Source organism: Carboxylicivirga caseinilyticus (assembly GCF_050589785.1).
GTDB lineage: Bacteria > Bacteroidota > Bacteroidia > Bacteroidales > Marinilabiliaceae > Carboxylicivirga > Carboxylicivirga caseinilyticus.
In genome coordinates this window covers 19,919-40,223 of the sequence record NZ_JBNGOX010000007.1, presented here as the reverse complement: position 1 = coordinate 40,223, position 20,305 = coordinate 19,919, and the positions used below count along the sequence as shown (strand labels likewise).

Below are 20,305 nucleotides of genomic sequence, written 5' to 3'. Positions count from 1 at the left end.
CTATCTCTCAGTTGATTCCCGAGTCTGATTTTTTTAATGATGACTCGGGGATTACTTAATTTTACTTGTATGGAACGTAAAGATATTGCCATAGTATTTGATTGCGGAGCAACCAATCTGCGAGTAATTGCAATGGATATTTATGGGAAAATACTGGCATCTGAGTCAAGGTCGAATGAAACGGATGCTGATCCCTACTGGTTGGGTGGAAGGATCTGGGATTTAGATAAATTATGGGGCAAGTTATGTGAATGTTCTCAAGGTGTAATTAAGCAGATAGATCCAAAGAGAATTGCAGGCGTAACTTTTACTACTTTCGGAGTGGATGGTGCTTTGGTTGATGCTAATGGAGATATTTTATATCCTGTTATTTCGTGGCAATGCGACCGAACTAAAACCATAATGGATAATATTGAAAAGTATTGCCCTTTAAATCGATTATATCAACTTAGTGGGACATATCCTTATGCCTTTAATACCATTAATAAGTTAATTTGGTTCAAAGAGAATCAAACGGAACTGATTACGAAAGCTTATCGGTTTTTATTCATGCCTTCATTATTGATTCAAAAGTTAACCGGAGCAATGCAGAATGATGCCACCATGATGGGAACTTCAATGATGACAGATCTCACTAACAGGTGTTTTTCAGATGAGATATTATCATGTTTGGATATTGATAAAAGTTTATTCGGTGAGATGGCTGAACCGGGAGAATTAGCCGGAACCATTCATGAAATAGGAAGTGAAACAACAGGTTTACCTAAAGGAACGCCTGTTTATTTTGCAGGCCACGATACACAGTTTGCTATCTTCGGAGCGGGTGCTAAGTTGAATCAACCTGTTTTAAGTTCCGGTACCTGGGAAGTATTAATGGTTCGTACGGATCATTTCACTGCCACAAAATCAGAATTGGATCAAAATCTAACAACAGAAGCTGATGCTGTTAAAGGTTTCTTTGATATTGGACAAAACTGGTTGGGATCAGGAATACTGGAATGGTTTTCCTCCAATTTTTATCCTGGATTAAAAGGTGATGAACTATACGATACAATGATATCAGAAGCCTCTGATATCAAGACGGGTGATCATGGACTAACTATTTCACCAGCTTTTTATGATGATGGTATAGGTAAAGGTGGTGGCATAATTTCTGGTTTAACAATTAATACGAAACGAGAGGAAATATACAGGGCATTATTGGAGAGTCTGGCTCTTCGTTTGCGCGAAGGAATAGTTGCTATTGAGAAGGCTGGCAGTTTTACAGCCGAGAGTGTACTTTGTGTGGGAGGTGGTTCCAGAAATGCTTTGTGGAATCAGTTAAGAGCTAACGCAATTCAACGACCTTTACATGTTGTCGATCAAAAAGAAACCACTGTTTTAGGTGCTGCACTTTTTGTTTTTAAAGGGGCAGGAATATACTCATCTTCTGAAGAAGCTTTGAATGTAATTAAAAGTAATTCAGAAATCTTTTTACCTAAAAATGACGAATCTTCTTTGTGGGACCGTTTATTTATGGAATATTTAAAGTGTAAACATAAAGATTAATCAAATGCTGAAAGGAATATCACCACTAATTAGCCCTGACTTATTAGCTGTGCTTGCCCGAATGGGACATGGCGACGAAATTGTTTTGGCTGATGCCCATTTTCCCGGAGAGTCTTTTAATTCAAATGTGTTAAGGGCAGATGGAATAAAAATTGCTGAATTACTAAAGGCTATTCTTCCTTTATTTGAACTGGATGCTTACGTTAAGACTCCTTTGATTATGATGGCAGCTGTTGAAGGAGATGAACTTGATCCTCAGGTTGAAGATTGCTATTTAAAGGCAATTCATGAAACAAATCCACAAGTTACGCCCATTGAACGGATAGAGCGTTTTGCATTTTACGAGCGGACAAAATCGGCGTTTGCGGTCGTAATGACAGGTGAAACAGCAAAATACGGTAATATAATCCTTAAAAAAGGAGTTACTCCTGTAAGTTGAGATGTGTTTTTTGTAGTCTAATTGTTTAAATTCTATAAGTCTAATGTTCTAGAATCCCTTAAATCCCTTTAAAAATCCCTTTATGAATGCATCAAAAGCCAAGGTAGTTGAAAAAAAGTACCTGCTTACCTTTATTATAATCACAACATTATTTGCTTTATGGGGCTTTGCTAATGATATAACCAATCCATTGGTGGCAGCCTTCAGAACCATAATGGAGATTTCCAATTCAAAAGCAGCATTGATTCAATTTGCCTTTTATGGTGGATATGCCACAATGGCAATTCCGGCTGCTTTATTTGTGCAAAAGTATAGTTACAAACAAGCAATATTACTTGGTTTAGCCTTGTATGCAATAGGAGCTCTTTTGTTTTGGCCTGCTGCTCAGTTCGAGGCCTTTGGCTTTTTTCTGTTATCATTGTATATTCTCACGTTCGGTTTAGCTTTTCTTGAAACAACTGCCAATCCGTATATTCTTTCGTTGGGTGATAAAAAAACAGCCACCCGAAGATTGAATCTGGCGCAATCTTTTAATCCATTAGGATCCATTCTAGGAATGACAGTAGCCTCGGAGGTTATCTTATCTTCTTTACAATCCGAAAAAAACAATGTTGATTTTTCTGCATTGGATTCAGCAACCAAAGCTATTCAGCGGACACATGATTTAATGGTAATTCGCAATCCATATGTGATTTTGGGCTTGGTAGTCATCCTGATGTTTATTGTAATTATGGTAACAAAAATGCCAAAGATTGGACATCAGAACGAAATTCATCCAATGAAATCATTTCAGCGATTAATTAAAAATAAAGTTTATCGCGAAGGTGTATTTGCACAGATTTTTTATGTGGGAGTGCAAATTATGTGCTGGACATTCATTATACATTATGCCGAGAATCTTGGAATTGATAAAGCTACTGCGCAGAGATATAATATGATTGCCATGGGTATTTTTATCGCTAGTCGCTTTATGAGTACCATGTTAATGAAGTATATAAGTAGTCAGCGATTGTTGTTTTTATTTGGCGTAGGCGGAATGTTATCAATTTCTGGAGTAATATTTATTGGTGGGATGGCAGGATTATGGTGCTTAATTGTTACTTCTGGATTTATGTCACTGATGTTTCCTACTATTTATGGGATCGCATTGGAACAAGTAAAGGAAGATTCTACATTAGGGGCGGCAGGTTTAGTAATGGCAATTGTTGGTGGAGCATTAATGCCTCCTTTGCAGGGATTAATTATTGATTTTGGAAAAGTCGCCTGGTTGCCAGCAGTAAATGCGTCTTTCATATTGCCATTTATCAGTTTTCTGGTTATATCAGTTTATGGTTATCGAGTATTAAAAGTTCATGGAATTTAATAAAGGATAGAAAGAATATTGCGAGACCTCTCACCTCTTGTTGAGAGGTTTTCTTATTTAATAGAGAAAATTTTCATTTTTTAAAGAATAGTTTTTTTAACAGGCCACTATTCTATATCTTAGGCCCACAAACTACTCCGGGTTTATATAGTCTTACAGTATAAAAGGTAAACTACTTTCACTATGTATCGGTTTCAATTAATAGTATTTCTCTCCATATTAAGTTTCAGTATCAAGGCTCAAAGAATTTTTGAATTTGATAAGTTATCGATTAAAGATGGTTTTTCATCCAGCAGAGCTAATTCAATTATTCAGGATAAGAATGGGTATATATGGATTGGTACCTGGAATGGCTTGAATAGATATGATGGATATGAAGTGAAGGAGTATATCCCCGATTTTCGTGATTCTGCTACGCTAAGTAACCGAGAGGTAGTTTCGTTATGTGAAGGTAGGGATGATAATCTATGGATTGGAACTACTTCGGGCTTAAATTGTCTGAATCTCAAAACCAACCGAATACATTCATATCCATTCCAAAACAGAATAATATCATTAATGGAAGATGATGAGGGTGATATCTGGATTGGTACAACCAATGGAGGTCTGCATATTTTAAATACAAAAACAGGTGAGATAAAGCAATATCTGGGTAATTACACGATAAGTGATATTTGCCAGGATTCGAGAGGTTTGTTTTGGCTGGCAACATACAATGGGTTAATTCGATTTGATAAAAAAAATCAGAGCAATCGGTTTTATTATCACGATGAGGATGATGATAACTCAATTAGTAATAATACAGTTACTCAGGTCAAAGAAAGTGCAGATGGTAATTTATGGATCGGTACATGGGGTGGAGGATTAAACAGAATTGAGGTTTATCCTCAGGTAGATAGTTTACATGTAACTCATTATAACTCTAATCCGCAAAATGGTAATTTCCCTTCTAATGTTATTTATCGGATTTTTATTGATGATTTTCAGAATATCTGGTGTGGAACATGGAGTTCTGGATTAATTCTGATAGAAGCTAAAGAACAGAAGAAAGATCCTGCAGATATTGTAATATCGCATTATAAGCAGGATGCCAATGATTTAAGTAGTTTGTCTGGTAATAATATTTCTTCCTTATTTGTCGATCGAACAGGTATTCTCTGGGTTGGTTCAGCTCAGATTGACAGAACATCAATCGTGAAGAATGGAATTAACCGTTTTAAAATAGAGGGTGAAACAGCCGGAAAGTTTGCTTTTCGAAATGTACGTTCCTTTGCACAGCAGGATGAGTATATATGGGCAGGTACTTCTGTTGAATTAAAACTTTATAAAAAGAATAATGAAGGGTATGAATATGTGAAGGATATACCAGATTTTTCTTATCAGCATAATGGTTATGAATTTGCTTCCAGTTCAATTGTGTCATTGGAGTATAATAAACATGGATTATGGGTTGGAACCGATGATGCAGGTTTGATTTTTTATCCGGGAAAGAGTGCTGTGGAAAAAAAGAACCCTGCTTTCAGGTATTTCAACACTGCTACCAATCCTGCATTACCCAGTAATAAAATTAATGTACTGAAGTCATCACGAAAGAACGAAAATGTTCTTTGGGTTGGAACTCAGCAAAACGGAGTAGCTAAATTGACTTATCAGGACAATAAGGTTACGACCGAATTTATATATAGCGGATCAGATAATAAGCATCTATCTGACAATAACATTCGAACCATTTATGAAGATCGGGATGGATTTGTGTGGATCGGCACACAAAACGGGTTAAACTGTTATGATCCGAAGACTGCAGAAATCAAAAAATATTTTCACTCTTTTCATGAAGCTAATGCAATCAACGATAATGTGATCAATGTGTTGTATGAGGATCAAAGCGGTAATCTTTGGATTGGGACTAATTCAGGGTTAAATCGTAAGTATATTGATCGATTGCCGGATGGAACAGAAAAGATTGCTTTTGAAAGTTATCCTCATTCAGCTGAAATAGGAAACAGCATTATTACCAATATTCTTGAGGATGAATCGGGTTTGCTATGGATTAAACCTTATCGGGGTATTGTTAAGTTCAGTCCTCAAAGAGAAAGGGTTATCAAGAGTTACATGACTAAGGAATATCTGACCTTGTCGGTAGAGACCAATGCTGGATTAAGAACTTCTGACGGAAAAATCTTTCTGGGAGAAGATGAAGGTTTTATCTATTTCTATCCAGATAGCCTGTTTAAAAACTCGATGGCACCAAAAGTTTGTATTACCGATTGTATCGTATTAAATCAAAGTGTTCTTAATCATAAAAACAAGGAACGGATTCTGGGCGATACAATTGTTAATTCAGTACCATTTATTAACGATCTGCATTTCTCTTATAAGGATCAGGTAATAACTTTCATGTTTTCGGCCATGGATTATAAAGATCCACAGCGAAATGTATATGCTTATTTTCTTGAAGGATACGATAATATATGGAATGAAGTAGGTACCAGGAATTCTGCTACCTATACCAATATACCTCCGGGAGATTATATTTTTCATGTAAATGCGGCTAACAGCGACGGGCATTGGAGTGAAGAAGCCTATTCGATACGTTTTAGTATTACACCTCCATGGTGGAAAACCATATGGGCATTAATAGGATATGCTATTATTATTATCGCTACTCTTTATTTCTTTAAGGAATACTCATTAATACAGGTCAGAGAGAAGAGTAGAATAAAACTGGAGTTGTTACAGAAAGAAAAGGAACAGCATTTGAACGAGTTAAAAACGTTGTTCTTTACTGATATAACCCATGAATTCAGAACACCTTTAACCTTGATTCAAGGTCCGGCAGAAGAATTGAAAAAGCTGGGCAAAGAATCTCCATATATGGTAAAACAAGCCGATCTGATACTAAAAAATACTAATCGCCTGTTGCGATTGATCAACCAGTTAATGGACTTCAGAAAAATCGATCGGGGTAAAATGGATTTGCAATTGCAGGTTTGCAATGTTAGTCAGTTGATGAAGGATTTACATGATTCGTATAAAGGAATGGCTGAAACCAGGGGAATCGATCTTGAATTAGAAATGACTCAGGACAAGTTAATGGCTTATGTCGATGGTGATAAACTTGAAAAAATCATGTATAACCTGGTTTCTAATGCGTTTAAGTATTCTGATGACAACGGAGAAATAACCATTAGAGCAGCCATCGAGAAAGATGAAGAAGATAAAGAGGTTTTAGCAATAGAGGTGGAAGATGATGGAATAGGTATTGATGAAGAAAATAAAAAGAGAATATTTGAACGCTTTTTCCAGACTCACCAGAAACGTACCCATAGTACAGGTGGAATTGGTTTATATTTATCCAAAACATTTGTAGAGCAACATGGTGGAACCATTGAGGTAGACAGTGATTATGGACAGGGAAGTTGTTTCAGAGTTGTAATTCCAACCCGAAGCGATGAACTGGCTTCTCACATGTCAGAGGAGCCAATACCGAGTGAAGTTGATTATGATGTTGAGGTCAATGAAGTAGAGAATGTACCAGTTGTGATGCCCCATGATAGTGGTAAAGTGTTTGATGTTCTGATTGTAGAAGATGATTCGGATTTGAATGATTTCATTGTTTCGGGTTTGTCAAATGAGTTCAATGTGGTGGGTGTGTTTAACGGAAACGAAGGGTATTCGCAAGCTAAAGCCCTAAACCCTGATATTATTGTTACAGATGTGATGATGCCGGGAATTGATGGATTTGAAATGTGTCGACAAATAAGAAATGATATTTCTACCTCACATATTCCGGTTATATTCTTAACAGCCAAGACAATGGCAGAAGATGAGATACGGGGATTGGAACTGGGAGCCATTGATTATATTCATAAGCCATTTAATATTAATGCACTTCAGTTAAAGGTTCATAATATATTACAAGGTCGTAAGAAATTGCATGAGCATATTCGGAAGGAGCAAATATTGGAACCTGAGAATATTGAATTAACATCGCTGGATGAAAAGCTTCTGAAGGATGCTGTTGACGCCGTTAATAAATACCTTGATGATCCAACCTTTGATGTTGTGAAGTTTAGTGAAGTGATTGGTTTAAGTGCTAATCAGGCATATCGTAAGATAAAAGCCCTGACAGGGCAGACAGTTAAAGAATTCATCCGTAATCAACGACTAAAGACAGCGGCATCATTGCTGTTACAGAAAAAAAGATCCATATCAGAGATCATTTATATGGTTGGATTCTCAAGTCCGTCTTATTTTACCAGATGTTTTAAAGAATTCTACAAGTGCACTCCAAAAGAATACATCGCCAATGATGGAAAAGTAGATCAGGCTTAAATTTTAGACAAAGATAGACTAGTATAAGATTTATGAGGTATTTGCATGTTAAGTGCTATACTTCTCGATTATGTACTAGTTTATGTATTGATTTCTTACATAAACAGGCATAGTATTTAAATACTTTTATCATTAGGAAAACAGTTGTTTTGCCATTGATAATGGTAGTAGTTAAAATTATGGGAATGTGTTTATTTAAGAAATTATCTGCTGGTTTGTTATTGGGTGCAGTATTATCAGCAGGATGCACGATGATTGGAAATAATAATTCAAAAGAAATATCTGAATCCTTTAAACCGGGTGAATTATGGTTAGATTCAGATAGTGTTCACATTAATGCGCATGGAGGTGGCCTGCTTTATCATGAAGGAACTTATTATTGGTATGGTGAACACAAAACTTCAGGAAGAGGTGGAAATACCAGTTTATTAGGACTTCGTTGTTATTCATCAGAAGATTTATATAACTGGAAGAATGAAGGAATAGCTTTGGCTTCAGTTGATGATCCGGAATCAGAAATAACACATGGTTGTGTAATGGAGCGACCAAAGGTTATTTATAATGCCACAACTAAGCAATTTGTAATGTGGTTTCATCTCGAATTAAAAGGTCAGGGATATGCGGCTGCCCGAACAGCCTTAGCTGTTAGCGATACACCTACCGGACCTTTCACTTATGTAAAGAGTACAAGAGTAAATGCCAATGTATGGCCTTTAGATGCCTCACAAGTAATGAAATCACATTCAGGTGAAACAAAGTATGATTGGTGGACTCCTGAATGGAGAAAAGAAGTGGAAGATGGCCTGTTTGTGGCTCTCAATTTTAAAGAAGGACAGATGTCGCGTGATATGACATTGTTTGTTGATGATGATGGAACGGCATATCATATTCATTCAGCAGAAGAGAATCTTACATTGCATATATCAGAGTTAACTCCAGATTATAAAGATTTTACTGGAAAATGGATTCGTGTTGCTCCAGGGGGGCATAATGAGGCACCTGCAGTTTTTAAGCATCAGGATAAATACTACATGATTACGTCGGGGTGTACTGGTTGGGATCCTAATGAAGCACGTTTGATGGTGGCTGATTCAATGATGGGACCTTGGAAATACATGGGTAATCCTTGTCAGGGAAAAGATGCAGAATTGACATTTCATTCCCAGAGTACTTATATTTTGCCTGTTGCGGGTAAGAAAGATGCATTTATCTTCATGGGAGACAGGTGGATGCCTCGCAATCCAATTGATGGGCGTTATATTTGGTTACCTGTCATATTTGAAAATAATCTGCCTGTAATTAAATGGTATGATCAGTGGGATTTGTCTTTTTTTGATAAAGAAATTTAGTAATATAGTTATATGAATAGATTAGTGTTTTTTGTTTCAATAGTATTATCGTCGTGTAGTTTGGTATCGCAGGAATTGCCAACGAAAAGCGAAATTATTAATGACATGAAAAAAGCCAATGATTATTGGCAAATGAATAATTCAACCAATATAAGATCATTTTGGGATCATGCAGCTTATCATACAGGTAACATGGCAGCCTATAAGTTAACTGGCATCAATCGATATAAAAAATATTCGATGGATTGGGCTGAGCATAATGAGTGGAAAGGTGCTAAATCAGATATCAAGGAGAATTGGAAATATTCATACGGAGAGACAGATGATTATGTGCTTTTTGGAGACTGGCAAATCTGTTTTCAGACTTACATCGATTTGTACAATCTTTCTGAAGATAAAGATGAGAGAATGATTGCCCGTGCCATAGAGGTGATGGAATATGAAATGAGCACTGAAAATAATGATTACTGGTGGTGGGCAGATGGTTTATATATGGTTATGCCGGTGATGACTAAATTATATAATGTTACAGGTAATGATTTGTACCTTACTAAGTTGTATGAATACTTTAAATATGCTCAAAGCATTATGTATGATGAAGAAACTGGGCTTTTCTTCAGAGATGCAAAATATGTATATCCTGCACATACATCAGTAAACGGTTTTAAAGATTTTTGGGCTCGTGGCGATGGCTGGGTGTTTGCCGGATTGGCTAAAATTATTGAAGATATGCCAGAGGATTATGAACACCGTGATGAATTTATTTCGATATACACTAAAATGGCTGTTAGTTTAAAAGATTGCCAGCAGGATGAAGGTTACTGGACACGCAGTATGTTAGATCCTGAGCATGCTCCGGGACCCGAAACCAGCGGTACTGCATTTTTTACATTTGGTTTTGCCTGGGGGATAAATAATGGTTATCTGGATGAAGCTACCTATTTACCAACTGTTAAAAAATCGTGGTCTTATCTTCATAATACAGCTTTGCAGGCTGATGGAAGGGTAGGATATGTTCAACCTATTGGAGAAAAGGCTATACCAGGCCAGATTGTTGATGAGAATTCAACTGCTGACTTTGGCGTTGGAGCTTTCTTACTGGCAGCATCACAGATGGTTCACCTGGCAGAAGGTGAAATGCCTGAAGTGCCAATGGTGTACATGGATTCTGTTAAGGTGGTTGATGAGAATACTTTGATGGTATATTTCAACGAAGAACTGGATCAGACTTCAGCAGAAACAGCGGCTAACTATTCGATTGATCAGGTTACTGTGATAAGTTCCAATCTTGATGTAAGTAAAAAAAAAGTCGTAACCTTAAGTTTTAACAGTCTGTCCCTGGGAGATCATTATCTCTCCATAGAAAATATTCAGGGGATTTCAGGAAATAAAGTAGAAGCCGGTGAATACATCGGCTTTTCTTATTTTGGATCTTATACCATTACTGCAAGTAGTTTTGAGTCAGGTACAGATAATAATGCCGAAAAAGCCATGGATGGAAGCTTGGATACCCGTTGGTCTGCTTTTGGTGAAGGAGAGTGGCTGCAGTTTGATATGGGAAAGGAAAAAGCGGTTACTTCAGTAGACCTGGCATTTTTTAAAGGGAATGAACGTCAGGGATATTTTTCTATTCAGCTATCAACAGATGGAGAGAATTTTAGCACCGTTTATAGTGGATCGTCAAGTGGTACTACTCTTGAATTGGAAAACTATGATTTTGCCGATCAATTGGCCCAATATGTAAGAATAATAGGGATGGGGAACAGTTCGAATGCGTGGAACAGTATTACAGAGGTTAAAATAAATACTGAAACGGCAACAGGTATTAATAGTACTGCTTATTCTGAAGGATGGAAGGTGTTTCCAAATCCTTATAAGTCAGGTTTGCTAACTATTAATACTCCATATGCAGAAGAACAATTCTGGAGTTTGTCAATATTTGATATTAGCGGTAAGCAAGTTTTTAGTGGTAAAGAGTTGCCTGGTTTCAATGGTGCTTTTTCTGTTTCTAATTTAAGTTTAACCAAAGGATTATATCAATTATTGGTTAGTAATAGTATCAAAAATATTACTCTTGGATTGGTAGTTCAATAACGGATAAATCTTAATGTTATTGATGTGTTTATTGTTCGAAATTAATGCATAATGACCATTAATTTAAAACATTAAAAAAGCCCGATGAAATTTCTCTCATCGGGCTTTTTTAATGTTCATTTAAAACTTCTTATTGTTTTATCACTTTAACAGTGTTCTCATTTTTATCACTTATTACTTTTAAGTAATAGATGCCTGAAGCAAGTTTACTTCCTACTTCTTTTTGATTTTCGAATTCGCCACTTTCCATTAATGCTCCGGCAGAATTAAAGAGCTGATACTCATTAAAACCATCTGCTTTAACAGTAAATGATGAATGGAATGGGTTTGGAATTGTTTCTACCTTGATTGTTTCCTTAGTCATATCAATATTGGTAGAATAATCCTTTAATTCTCCATAAAATGATGTTAAAGGCACTATTTCGCGAGTCTGGCTGTCACTTGACCATTCTAACTTCGTTTCAGTGTTTCCTTTTGTGTATAAGCCTTCAATTCTCAAACTATAAATGTGTGAAGGGACTAATTGCAGAGTAGTTTGAAACTCAGTTGGTGAAACCAAGGAACCTGTTTCAATTGCCAGTTCATCGTTAATCCATACTTTTACGCTACCAGTAGTAGTTAGGTGTAAAGTGTATTCTTCAACATATTTTGTTTCCAGCTTACCATCATAAAGAATACTGAATTCATCACTTGATGTCAAAATATCCTCATTGGTTATATTGATGTTGTCTAGTGACTGTTCATTCAGGTTTACAAACTGAGTATCATCAAAAACAGATATGTTAACTCCATTACCATTGCCATCAGTGTTTTCAAGCAAATAATAAGGTACAATAATTTTACCATCCATATCGCTGTGGGCAAAACAGAAGGAAAGTACATTATCCTGAAGAAGAAGATCTTTATCGATTATTCCTTCAGCAGTGGCTGAATTACTTTCAGAAAGATCAAATTCTGTCCATGTTTGCCAGTTATCAGCCTTTGAAGCGAAGAATACACGGTATCCAGGAGCAACAACATAAAGGTTATCAAATTTATCTACAGCAATATCGCTTCGGTCAATAATTGAAGGTGCAATTACATCGCTTTGCCATTCTCCGTTCTCGTCTCTGTAAATATGTCGTAAATAGGCTTTAACTCTTGAGTTATACCAGTTCGAATCATCTCCCTCGCTATCGAGCATATACGACTGAAGAATATGAATATTTCCATCACTGTCAACAGCCTGACCTTCCTGATTAATTAATCCACGGTTCTGACCTACAGAAAGAATCTTAAAACCTTCCATATCGTAATGTAACGGAGTAACACCCGTAGTTGCAATCAGGTTGTCATCACAATCGTACCAGGTTCGTCCGTCGTCGTCACTGTATGCATAATATACTTCGTGGTTTGTTGATGCAGTTGGTGTTTCACGCCAAACTAAAGATACATGTAATCTGGTTCCTCCGGGTGTGTAATGCAAGCCGTTAATATATCCGCATTTTGAAGAGTAATCAGTACTGGTACCGGTACGACCATGCATGTATTCACCAATATATGTCCATTCACCATTGTATTCATATAAATGCGAGTTACCATCTCCACTATTACCGCTTCGATATTCGAATAATAAGTTTCCATCAGGCTTGCTGATAAAACGAGGATAAGTAACTCCTCCGTAATAAGGTGAACTTGCAGTAATATAGCTGCCAGTAATTAAATATCCCTGGTTAGCACCAAAAGAAGCAGTTGACCAATTGGCATTATCCGGATCGTTTGTTAAATCAACTGTTGATTTACGATAATGTAGCGCATCATTATGATGATCATAGGAAATATGGATAGTTCCGTCATTAGCACATATTCCAAATGAAATATTGTAGTGATTATCACTTAAATCGTGTGATGAGGTGAAATCAGTAAACTCAATTTCTTCCCAACTACCTGAAGGTAGTTTTTTACGAGCCATACAAACATGTGCAGACTGGTTCCAGTAGGTAATGTATTGGTAACCTTTGTAAGTCATCAATGCATTTTGCTGGAAAGATACAAAGTTAGTTCCGTTAGATGACGTATAAGCATCGTAACTAACTATATCGTATGAGAACTTTTGGTTATGAATAAATATATCAGAGTTGATTTCCAGAACACCTTCCGGTGCGGTAACATAAGGTGTTTCAACTATGCCATCAACTGTAATGTTGTTACAAACCAAATCAAGTTGATTACCGTTGGTAGCATTGTTGGCAACATCATACACAACAAAGAAATAGTTTTTACCATATTCAAGTGAATAATCACAATCAACTGTGAAATCAGCTGCACTTAAAGAAGAACCTGTTTCGCCAATCAGAGTATTTGTCGTGAAAAGAGAATCGGTACCTGCAGCATAAATTTTCACATTCTCAATATCAGAATAGTTGGTTGTTCCGATTGCAGAAAGATCAAATTGAGTTACAGAAATTGCATCCTGCATATGATTGGTTTCAATTTCGACACACATGATAACGCTTTCACCAGTATTCACAAAACCTGAAGGTTGCGATGTTGTAGATTGACCATACTGCATCGAAGTATAAATATTGGATAACACATATATTCCACCATTTATAACTCCATGATTTGCATTAGAGGTTGCGTCCGTTACCAGAGATAAATTTCGATCATCAAAATTATAATAAGCAACCAAGCCTTCTTCGTCTCCATTATAAAGTGTAAACTGGTTGTCTTCCACTTCCTGAGCCGAACGAGCTGTATTCCATATACGAACTTCCTCAATAATACCTTTAAAAGCCCTGTTTGAAGCCCCGCTATCCCAACCTAAATATAAAGCTCCGGTTGAGAAATCATAAGCACTGTTGTTTATTGTCTGAGAATAAGATTTGCCATCCATGTAAACAGTTCGTGTTGTTGAAGTAAGCACAACAGCAACATGATGCCATGTGTCAGTAGTAACTTCATCAGTCACTGTGCCGTAATCGCCCGAAATATTAGTCATGAATCGAAGCTTACCGGATCCCTGCCAGCTCGAAGAATATTGAATACCTGCATTTCCAGTACCTCTATGATAGATTACCCCAGTGTTGTCTATTTGCGATCCATCCGGTTTAATCCACATTTCGATAGTATAAGGTAAGGTGGATAGATTCAAACCTGAGATATCAATGTTGCTCAAACTACCATCTGAACCACCGGGTAATTTCATGGCGAAATTTAAATCTGAAGGTAATTCAGGGTCACAAACATCGCCAATTCCATCTTCATCCAGATCTTCCTGATCAGCATTGGCAACTTCAGGACAATTATCTATGCTGTCAGCAATGCCATCGCCATCACGATCGTCATCGCAAACATCACCAATTCCATCACCATCCATATCTGCCTGATCGTAGTTGACATTAAAAGGACAGTTATCAATAAAATCAGGTATTCCATCAGCATCGGTGTCAGTTGTTGTATAAGCAGGAACATAAACACCACCATTAATGGTGCCAGCGTGAGCGTTTGCTGTTAAATCTGTAATAGATGATGCTGCCTGATCATCGAAACTGTAATAAGCAACAAGATCAGTTTCGGTTCCAACCAAAACTTCATATTTATTTGATAGAATCTCTTCAGCTGTTCTGGCTTGTTTCCAAACTCTAACTTCATTGATAGTGCCATTGAATGTTCGGTCTGCCACAGCCATGTCCCATCCTAAAAAGAGGTTATCTGCACTAAAGTCATAAGCTGATTGACTTAATCCAGTCTGAGTATATTCTTTCCCATCCAGATAAATGGTATTAGAGGTACTCGTTATAACACAAGCCACATGGTGCCACTGATCTGGTTTAACAGGATCGGTTAATAAAGAATTACCACCAAAATTAAGACGTAGAAGATTTGTACCTTGCCAACCAGCAGCATATTGCAGGCCAGCGTCGCCTGATCCTCTATGGTAGAACAAACCAGCGTATGCATTTTGATCACCTTCAGGTTTAATCCACATTTCTACTGTAAAAGGCAAAGTAGTTAATGAAAGACCTGAGATATCAATATTGCTTGAACTTCCGTCAGTTCCTCCCGGCAGGTACATCCCATAATTACCATCAACAGTAAAGTTAATTGTATAGGTTTTTACGGTTGAACCATCAATGGCAGTTACTTCAAGATTAGCCATGCCTGTACCAGAAGATGTATTAATAATACCTTCACCAATAAGGCTGGCGGCATTTACTTCTTTCGCACCTTCAACCGTTACAAATGATGTGCCTTCAGGTAAGGTTACTGAATACTCTGTAATAGCAGGATCAAAAGCCGGGGATAGTTCACCAGCACCAAGAGTAATTCCTGTAAGATCTGCACTGGTATAATTATTCGTAACTATATCGGCAGTGAAAGCACCATTATAGATATTAAATTCATCAATTGATCCCAACCAGGTTGGATCGGTGTTGTATCCACTTTTGCATAAATAGGCATAAGCATTACTCAGGTATTCAATTTTATTGGTTGTTGATAGGGTAGTGCTTTGAGCTAATTGACCATCAATATATAGGGTAATAACATCATTTGTCAGTGTACTGACGATGTAATGAGATTCGCCATCATCCAATTCTGTACCGTCTGCACCACTTTCGTAACTCCAGGGTGAAGAATCGGAACACGATATTGCCGCACGACTCTTGTTATCAGCTCTGGCCAATGATGTAAAATAGCCATAAGTTCCATAGCCTGATGCATTGGTATTTCCAAGATAATACATCATAGTATTTCCCGGATTGGTTCCATCTCCGGCTGTTATTAATGCCTCAATGGTAATAGCTGTATATTCGTTAATAGCAATATAAGATGCGGGTAGTGAAATATATTCACCTTGATTAGAGGTTGTGTATAAACCATCAGAAAAAGTTCCTCCATATACAGTTCCATCTGCATTGCCTGCAATGTCTTTTGCAGTTCCATCCTCGAAAGTATAAGAGTGGGTTAGTGTAACACTTTGAGCTAAGATATTATTGGAACCAATGATTAATAAAATTAGCCAGGTGTTAAAAGGCTTCATGAATGTTTTCATAGATAATGATTAACAAAAGGTATTAAAAAAAATAGTGCAATAGTTCGTATTGCACTTTAGTTAACAACGTAAAAGTAGGAAGGACAGATAACTAAGTGGTGTATAAAATTTAAAATTACTACAACAAATTCGGGCAATAATAGAAATAAGGATATAAAAAAAGGGTTACCAAATGTGGTAACCCTTTTTCAGTACTATTGTTAATATTATTTTTTAACAACCTTAAGTATGGTTTTAGCACCATTACTTTCAACTTCAACAAGGTAGATACCTGCTGTTGATAATTGAATAGTCTCAATTTGAGATGTTGCTTTAACTGTTTTAATTAATTGGCCTGATAAGCTGTATAATTTAATCATTCCAGGCTTATCACTGAATTCAACATTGATACCTGATGTTGTTAATGTTGGATAAACTTTAACAGCATTCTGATCAATTTTTGACAATTTTGTTGCTGAATCAACATTGATTGTAACAGTGTAAGTTGTTTCAGCACCACTTTCTGCAGTTACAACTATTGTAGCTACACCTGTTCCGGTTGAAACATCTACATCGCCAGTGCCAGAAATCATTGCACTTTCATCACTTAAAGTTGCGTCAACAGTAACTGTTTCTGTACCTGATGGAACAGTAGCAGTGTAGGTAGTTGTTGCAGGATCAAATGCGATATCTAATCCACCAACATTTAAAGTAATAGCTGATAGTGTGGCATCATTATTTACTTCGTAAATTTCATAATTGTCGATATAAGCATATGTACAATTTGAACCGTTATCACATTTGTTGAATGTTACAAAACTTGCAGAAGGTGCAGCGCCTGTTGAGAAGTAGAAATCAATTTGTTGCCATTCTCCACCAGTATCAAATGCGTCATTATAATTTGGATCAGCACTATTTGCTAAAAATCCAATTGAACCATCCACTGTTTTAACCATTGCCCTAACTCTGTAGGTAGTATTAGCTTTGTATGCAAAAGGATTAATATCAAATGCTGCATCACAACCTGTATCACCTGTACCTAATTTAATTGAAGCTTTACCACAATATACTTCAGCTTCATTTGTAGTTGTTACAACGGATCCCCAACCTCCATATAGGCTTCTGTCTGAGCAATATGCATCGGCTACAAGGTTTTCTCTGTCACCAAAATATGGAGTGAATTTATCTGAATTTAAACGAGCATAAACAGGTATTGAAGCCGTTGCTGTTCCACTGGTTAGTTCAATATTACCAGAAGTAGTTGCAGAAGCATCAAAAGTAACTGTAACAGATTCACCTGTTGCGTCAGATGCAAGTGAAGAAACATCTAGAGAAAATCCAGTTGGAGCACTTAGTGCGATGTTTTCAGTAAGGTTGTATCCTGTTACAGTTAGTGTTGCAGTGGTTTCAAACTCATCGAATGCAAGGTAAGATTCTGCAATATCTATAACTGGAGAACCATCGCTTATATAAGATAAACGGAAATTATCAACAGCAATATAATTACCACTATTAACAATGTCATAGCCAATTTCTAAAGTGTTGTTGTCTACAACAACTTCTAAAGTATATTCAGCTGTAGCTAATACTTCTGCAGTAACATCATTAGCATAAACAAATGCACCACCTGTACCTTCAGGATTATTGAGCGCGGCAGCGGTTAGTTTGTAAACTCCATTTGGGATGTTTTCTATTACTTGAGAAAGTTTAAGACCTGACCAATTACCTGAGCTTTGCCATTTTTCAACGTAATACGTGCCAGCTTTTAAACTAAAAGAAGTATTGCTTTGCCCTACGAAACCACCAACGTTAACCCATCCATCCGTATTTCCTGTTTCGAAACTTGGGTTAACAATTTCAGAAGTAGCATCATATGGAAGTGTTGTCCATGTTGTAATCTTTTGCTGTAATTCAATTGCGTTTTCAACATCAGTTATTGCTGCTTGAAGTGCTTCTTCCTCTGCAACAACTTCAGCAAGGGTTGCTTCTGTGTTATCTAAAACGGCCTGTGCAGCTACTATTGCTGTATTAAGATCGGCATAAACAGTTGAACCTTCAGGTACAGCTTCCTGGTTGCTGTACATAGTTGTTGCTTCATCTACTAATGATTGAAGATTTGATTTGTCAACTTCAGCCGTGAAAAATAATTGAACATCGTCAAATATAAATCGTCCATTACCGCCTGAACCCGCATTAACACTTAAGATACCTATCTGTATTACTCCAGTAGTTTCAGCTGTCAGAACAAACGTTATTTCATCTGTTACCCAAGATCCATCAATTGCAATATCGGAAAGAGTAGATAATGAAGCAGTTCCTGCATCAGGAGTAAAACCCGCAAGACTTGTTCCAGCTGTTACCGGCCCGAAATTATTTACTTTATATTTTAAAGTATATGTTCCAGCAGGTAGAGTCACACTCTGGGTGTAATAAGTACTTCCTGCCCATGCAGCGCAAACACCTAAACCTCCTTCGGTTGTGCCTGAAGCACCATCAGGATCCGCAGTTGGTACTGTATTCCCATTTAAAGTTGTTACAGTAGTGTATTCGAAAGTTGCACCAGCAGACCATCCATTATAGTTGCCTGTCCAACCATCAACAGTCATGATAGTGGAACCATCATCAGCAGTTCCTAAGTTAACATCTGTTGAACTAATTGTATATGTACAATTACTATCGAAACCTGGATTTGTTAAATATGTGTCTGTAACATCTGTTTGAGCTTGTAACACAAAAAACTGTGTCATTGCAAACAGCAGTGAGAAAAGTAAAAATCTTTTTTTCATAAAAATGTGAATTAGATTAGAAATTAATTATCGTTGGTTATAATCCTAATTGCATCTGTTTTTTTTAGTTGAAAAAATACCTTTAGGAATGTTAATCAAAGTTAAATAAGAAGGGGTTTTGATGCTTGAATATATTCATCGAATAAATAGTACATAATTGGCTACACTAGTATCTATTCGTTAAAAAATAGCACAAAATCGATCTGTTTCATTCGTTTCCTTATTCTGTCTCCTTGTTTTGTGGCGAATTATTAATTTTGTTGGATAAGTGATTATTTGGGTGTCGAATACTCAATATTTCAAGCATGTAAGTATTGGGATAGGCTGTAATATTGAAAGAAAAGTGGTTACTTTGATGTGTGAAATAGAACCAAAACAATTAAAATATGATTAAATCTGTTGTATGCTTTATGCTGCTGTTTATTGCGGTTAGTATAGGAGCACAGGAAATGAATGATGATTTAAATAAAGTTAAATCAACCTTTCTTGATGGAAAGTATGAGGAGGCTCTTGAATTAAGTAATAAGGTACTTGGTTCAAAAGAGAGTTTGGATAGTGTTAATATTTCTATGGCATATAGTTATGCTGGTTTATCTTATGAAAATTTGAATAAACCTGCGGAAGCTATCGAAAATTATAAACAAGCCATAGTATATAATGTACCGCGTTTGGATATATATGATCAGTTAATCAATTTAACAAAAAATGTGGATGATTCTGAAAATTATGAATGGGCTTTGATGGCAAAAATGAAATCTTTTCCGGATTTCAAAACAGAGATTTCACAGAGTCTTGCTCAACATTATTTAAGAAATAAGAATTATGAAGCGCTATTAAAAGAAGCAGAAGGGTTAATTGCTATTTATCCTGAAGAAACTAAGTTTTTATATTATAAAGGTGTAGCGTACCAGAATCTTGACGATGAAAAGAATGCATATGAGATGTATGCTAAAATATTAAAAATTGAACCGGATCATGTCGGTGCAAATATGGGAGCCGGTATATATTTGTATAAGCAGGGGTCTTTAATGTTTAAAAAAGAAAAAGCAAAATATGAAGCAAAGAAAGCTCCTACAAGGGTAGATTATACAAATTATTTAAAATCGCAGGATCAGGCTAAAGCTGTTTATCAGGAAGCTCTTAAGTATTTGTTGGTAGCTTATAATGATGGTAAAACAAACTTGAAACCAGCAATTTCTAATATCTATACACGTTTGGGAGAAAAAGAAAAAGCTGAGCAATACAAATAAAATATTGTATTAATTATACAAGAAGCGATGAATCAGATTTGGTTCATCGCTTTTTTTTATTTTGATTATTTAACATTATCGATTATTGGTTGTTTGATAATCAGAGATTCATCATTGAGTATTGGGT

The 20,305-nt window shown here is 36.5% G+C and carries 9 protein-coding genes; 7 read left to right on the top strand and 2 right to left on the bottom strand.

The features are described 5' to 3' along the window. Positions 1-69: 69 nt before the first annotated feature. The 6 genes from fucK to ACRD62_RS05445 all read left to right on the top strand — a co-directional run bounded on the left by fucK (position 70) and on the right by ACRD62_RS05445 (position 11,128). Positions 70-1,548 carry an L-fuculokinase gene (gene fucK, locus ACRD62_RS05470; RefSeq protein ID WP_430819123.1) on the top strand — a complete coding sequence of 493 codons (1,479 nt, stop codon included), beginning with the start codon at positions 70-72 and terminating at the stop codon, positions 1,546-1,548. Positions 1,549-1,552: 4 nt separating this feature from the next. Then, positions 1,553-1,987 carry an L-fucose mutarotase gene (gene fucU, locus ACRD62_RS05465; RefSeq protein ID WP_430819122.1) on the top strand — a complete coding sequence of 145 codons (435 nt, stop codon included), beginning with the start codon at positions 1,553-1,555 and terminating at the stop codon, positions 1,985-1,987. Positions 1,988-2,069: 82 nt separating this feature from the next. Then, positions 2,070-3,350 (top strand): L-fucose:H+ symporter permease, encoded by a 1,281-nt coding sequence (gene fucP / locus ACRD62_RS05460; RefSeq protein WP_430819121.1) that lies wholly within the window; start codon positions 2,070-2,072, stop codon positions 3,348-3,350. A gap of 183 nt (positions 3,351-3,533) precedes the next feature. Beyond that, entirely contained in the window at positions 3,534-7,685 is a 4,152-nt protein-coding gene (locus tag ACRD62_RS05455; RefSeq protein WP_430819120.1) for a hybrid sensor histidine kinase/response regulator transcription factor, read from the top strand. 185 nt (positions 7,686-7,870) lie between these two features. Beyond that, entirely contained in the window at positions 7,871-9,034 is a 1,164-nt protein-coding gene (locus ACRD62_RS05450) for a glycoside hydrolase family 43 protein (protein ID WP_430819119.1), read from the top strand. Between the two features lie 12 nt (positions 9,035-9,046). Then, the gene (locus ACRD62_RS05445; RefSeq protein WP_430819118.1) at positions 9,047-11,128 is read left to right on the top strand and encodes a glycoside hydrolase family 88 protein; all 2,082 of its coding nucleotides are present in this window, start codon (positions 9,047-9,049) and stop codon (positions 11,126-11,128) included. A gap of 130 nt (positions 11,129-11,258) precedes the next feature. On the opposite strand, the gene ACRD62_RS05440 is transcribed toward ACRD62_RS05445, so the two are convergent. Together ACRD62_RS05440 and ACRD62_RS05435 are read right to left on the bottom strand one after the other, a co-directional pair. After that, positions 11,259-16,163: a LamG-like jellyroll fold domain-containing protein gene (locus ACRD62_RS05440; protein ID WP_430819117.1), complete on the bottom strand. Its 4,905-nt coding sequence runs from the start codon at positions 16,161-16,163 to the stop codon at positions 11,259-11,261. Between the two features lie 206 nt (positions 16,164-16,369). Beyond that, complete coding sequence (locus tag ACRD62_RS05435; RefSeq protein WP_430819116.1) at positions 16,370-18,928, bottom strand: cadherin-like beta sandwich domain-containing protein; 2,559 nt, start codon at positions 18,926-18,928, stop codon at positions 16,370-16,372. A gap of 386 nt (positions 18,929-19,314) precedes the next feature. Here ACRD62_RS05435 and ACRD62_RS05430 point away from each other — a divergent pair, with 386 nt between their 5' ends. Next, positions 19,315-20,178 (top strand): tetratricopeptide repeat protein, encoded by an 864-nt coding sequence (locus ACRD62_RS05430; protein WP_430819115.1) that lies wholly within the window; start codon positions 19,315-19,317, stop codon positions 20,176-20,178. Positions 20,179-20,305: the final 127 nt, after the last annotated feature.

Excerpts from the sequence above, each read along its gene's own strand:
- ACRD62_RS05440 (WP_430819117.1), bottom strand. The coding sequence starts at position 16,163 with ATGAAAACATTCATGAAGCCTTTTAACACCTGGCTAATTTTATTAATC.
- ACRD62_RS05430 (WP_430819115.1), top strand. The coding sequence starts at position 19,315 with ATGATTAAATCTGTTGTATGCTTTATGCTGCTGTTTATTGCGGTTAGT.
- ACRD62_RS05435 (WP_430819116.1), bottom strand. The coding sequence starts at position 18,928 with ATGAAAAAAAGATTTTTACTTTTCTCACTGCTGTTTGCAATGACACAG.
- fucP (WP_430819121.1), top strand. The coding sequence starts at position 2,070 with ATGAATGCATCAAAAGCCAAGGTAGTTGAAAAAAAGTACCTGCTTACC.
- ACRD62_RS05450 (WP_430819119.1), top strand. The coding sequence starts at position 7,871 with ATGTGTTTATTTAAGAAATTATCTGCTGGTTTGTTATTGGGTGCAGTA.
- fucU (WP_430819122.1), top strand. The coding sequence starts at position 1,553 with ATGCTGAAAGGAATATCACCACTAATTAGCCCTGACTTATTAGCTGTG.
- ACRD62_RS05445 (WP_430819118.1), top strand. The coding sequence starts at position 9,047 with ATGAATAGATTAGTGTTTTTTGTTTCAATAGTATTATCGTCGTGTAGT.
- fucK (WP_430819123.1), top strand. The coding sequence starts at position 70 with ATGGAACGTAAAGATATTGCCATAGTATTTGATTGCGGAGCAACCAAT.
- ACRD62_RS05455 (WP_430819120.1), top strand. The coding sequence starts at position 3,534 with ATGTATCGGTTTCAATTAATAGTATTTCTCTCCATATTAAGTTTCAGT.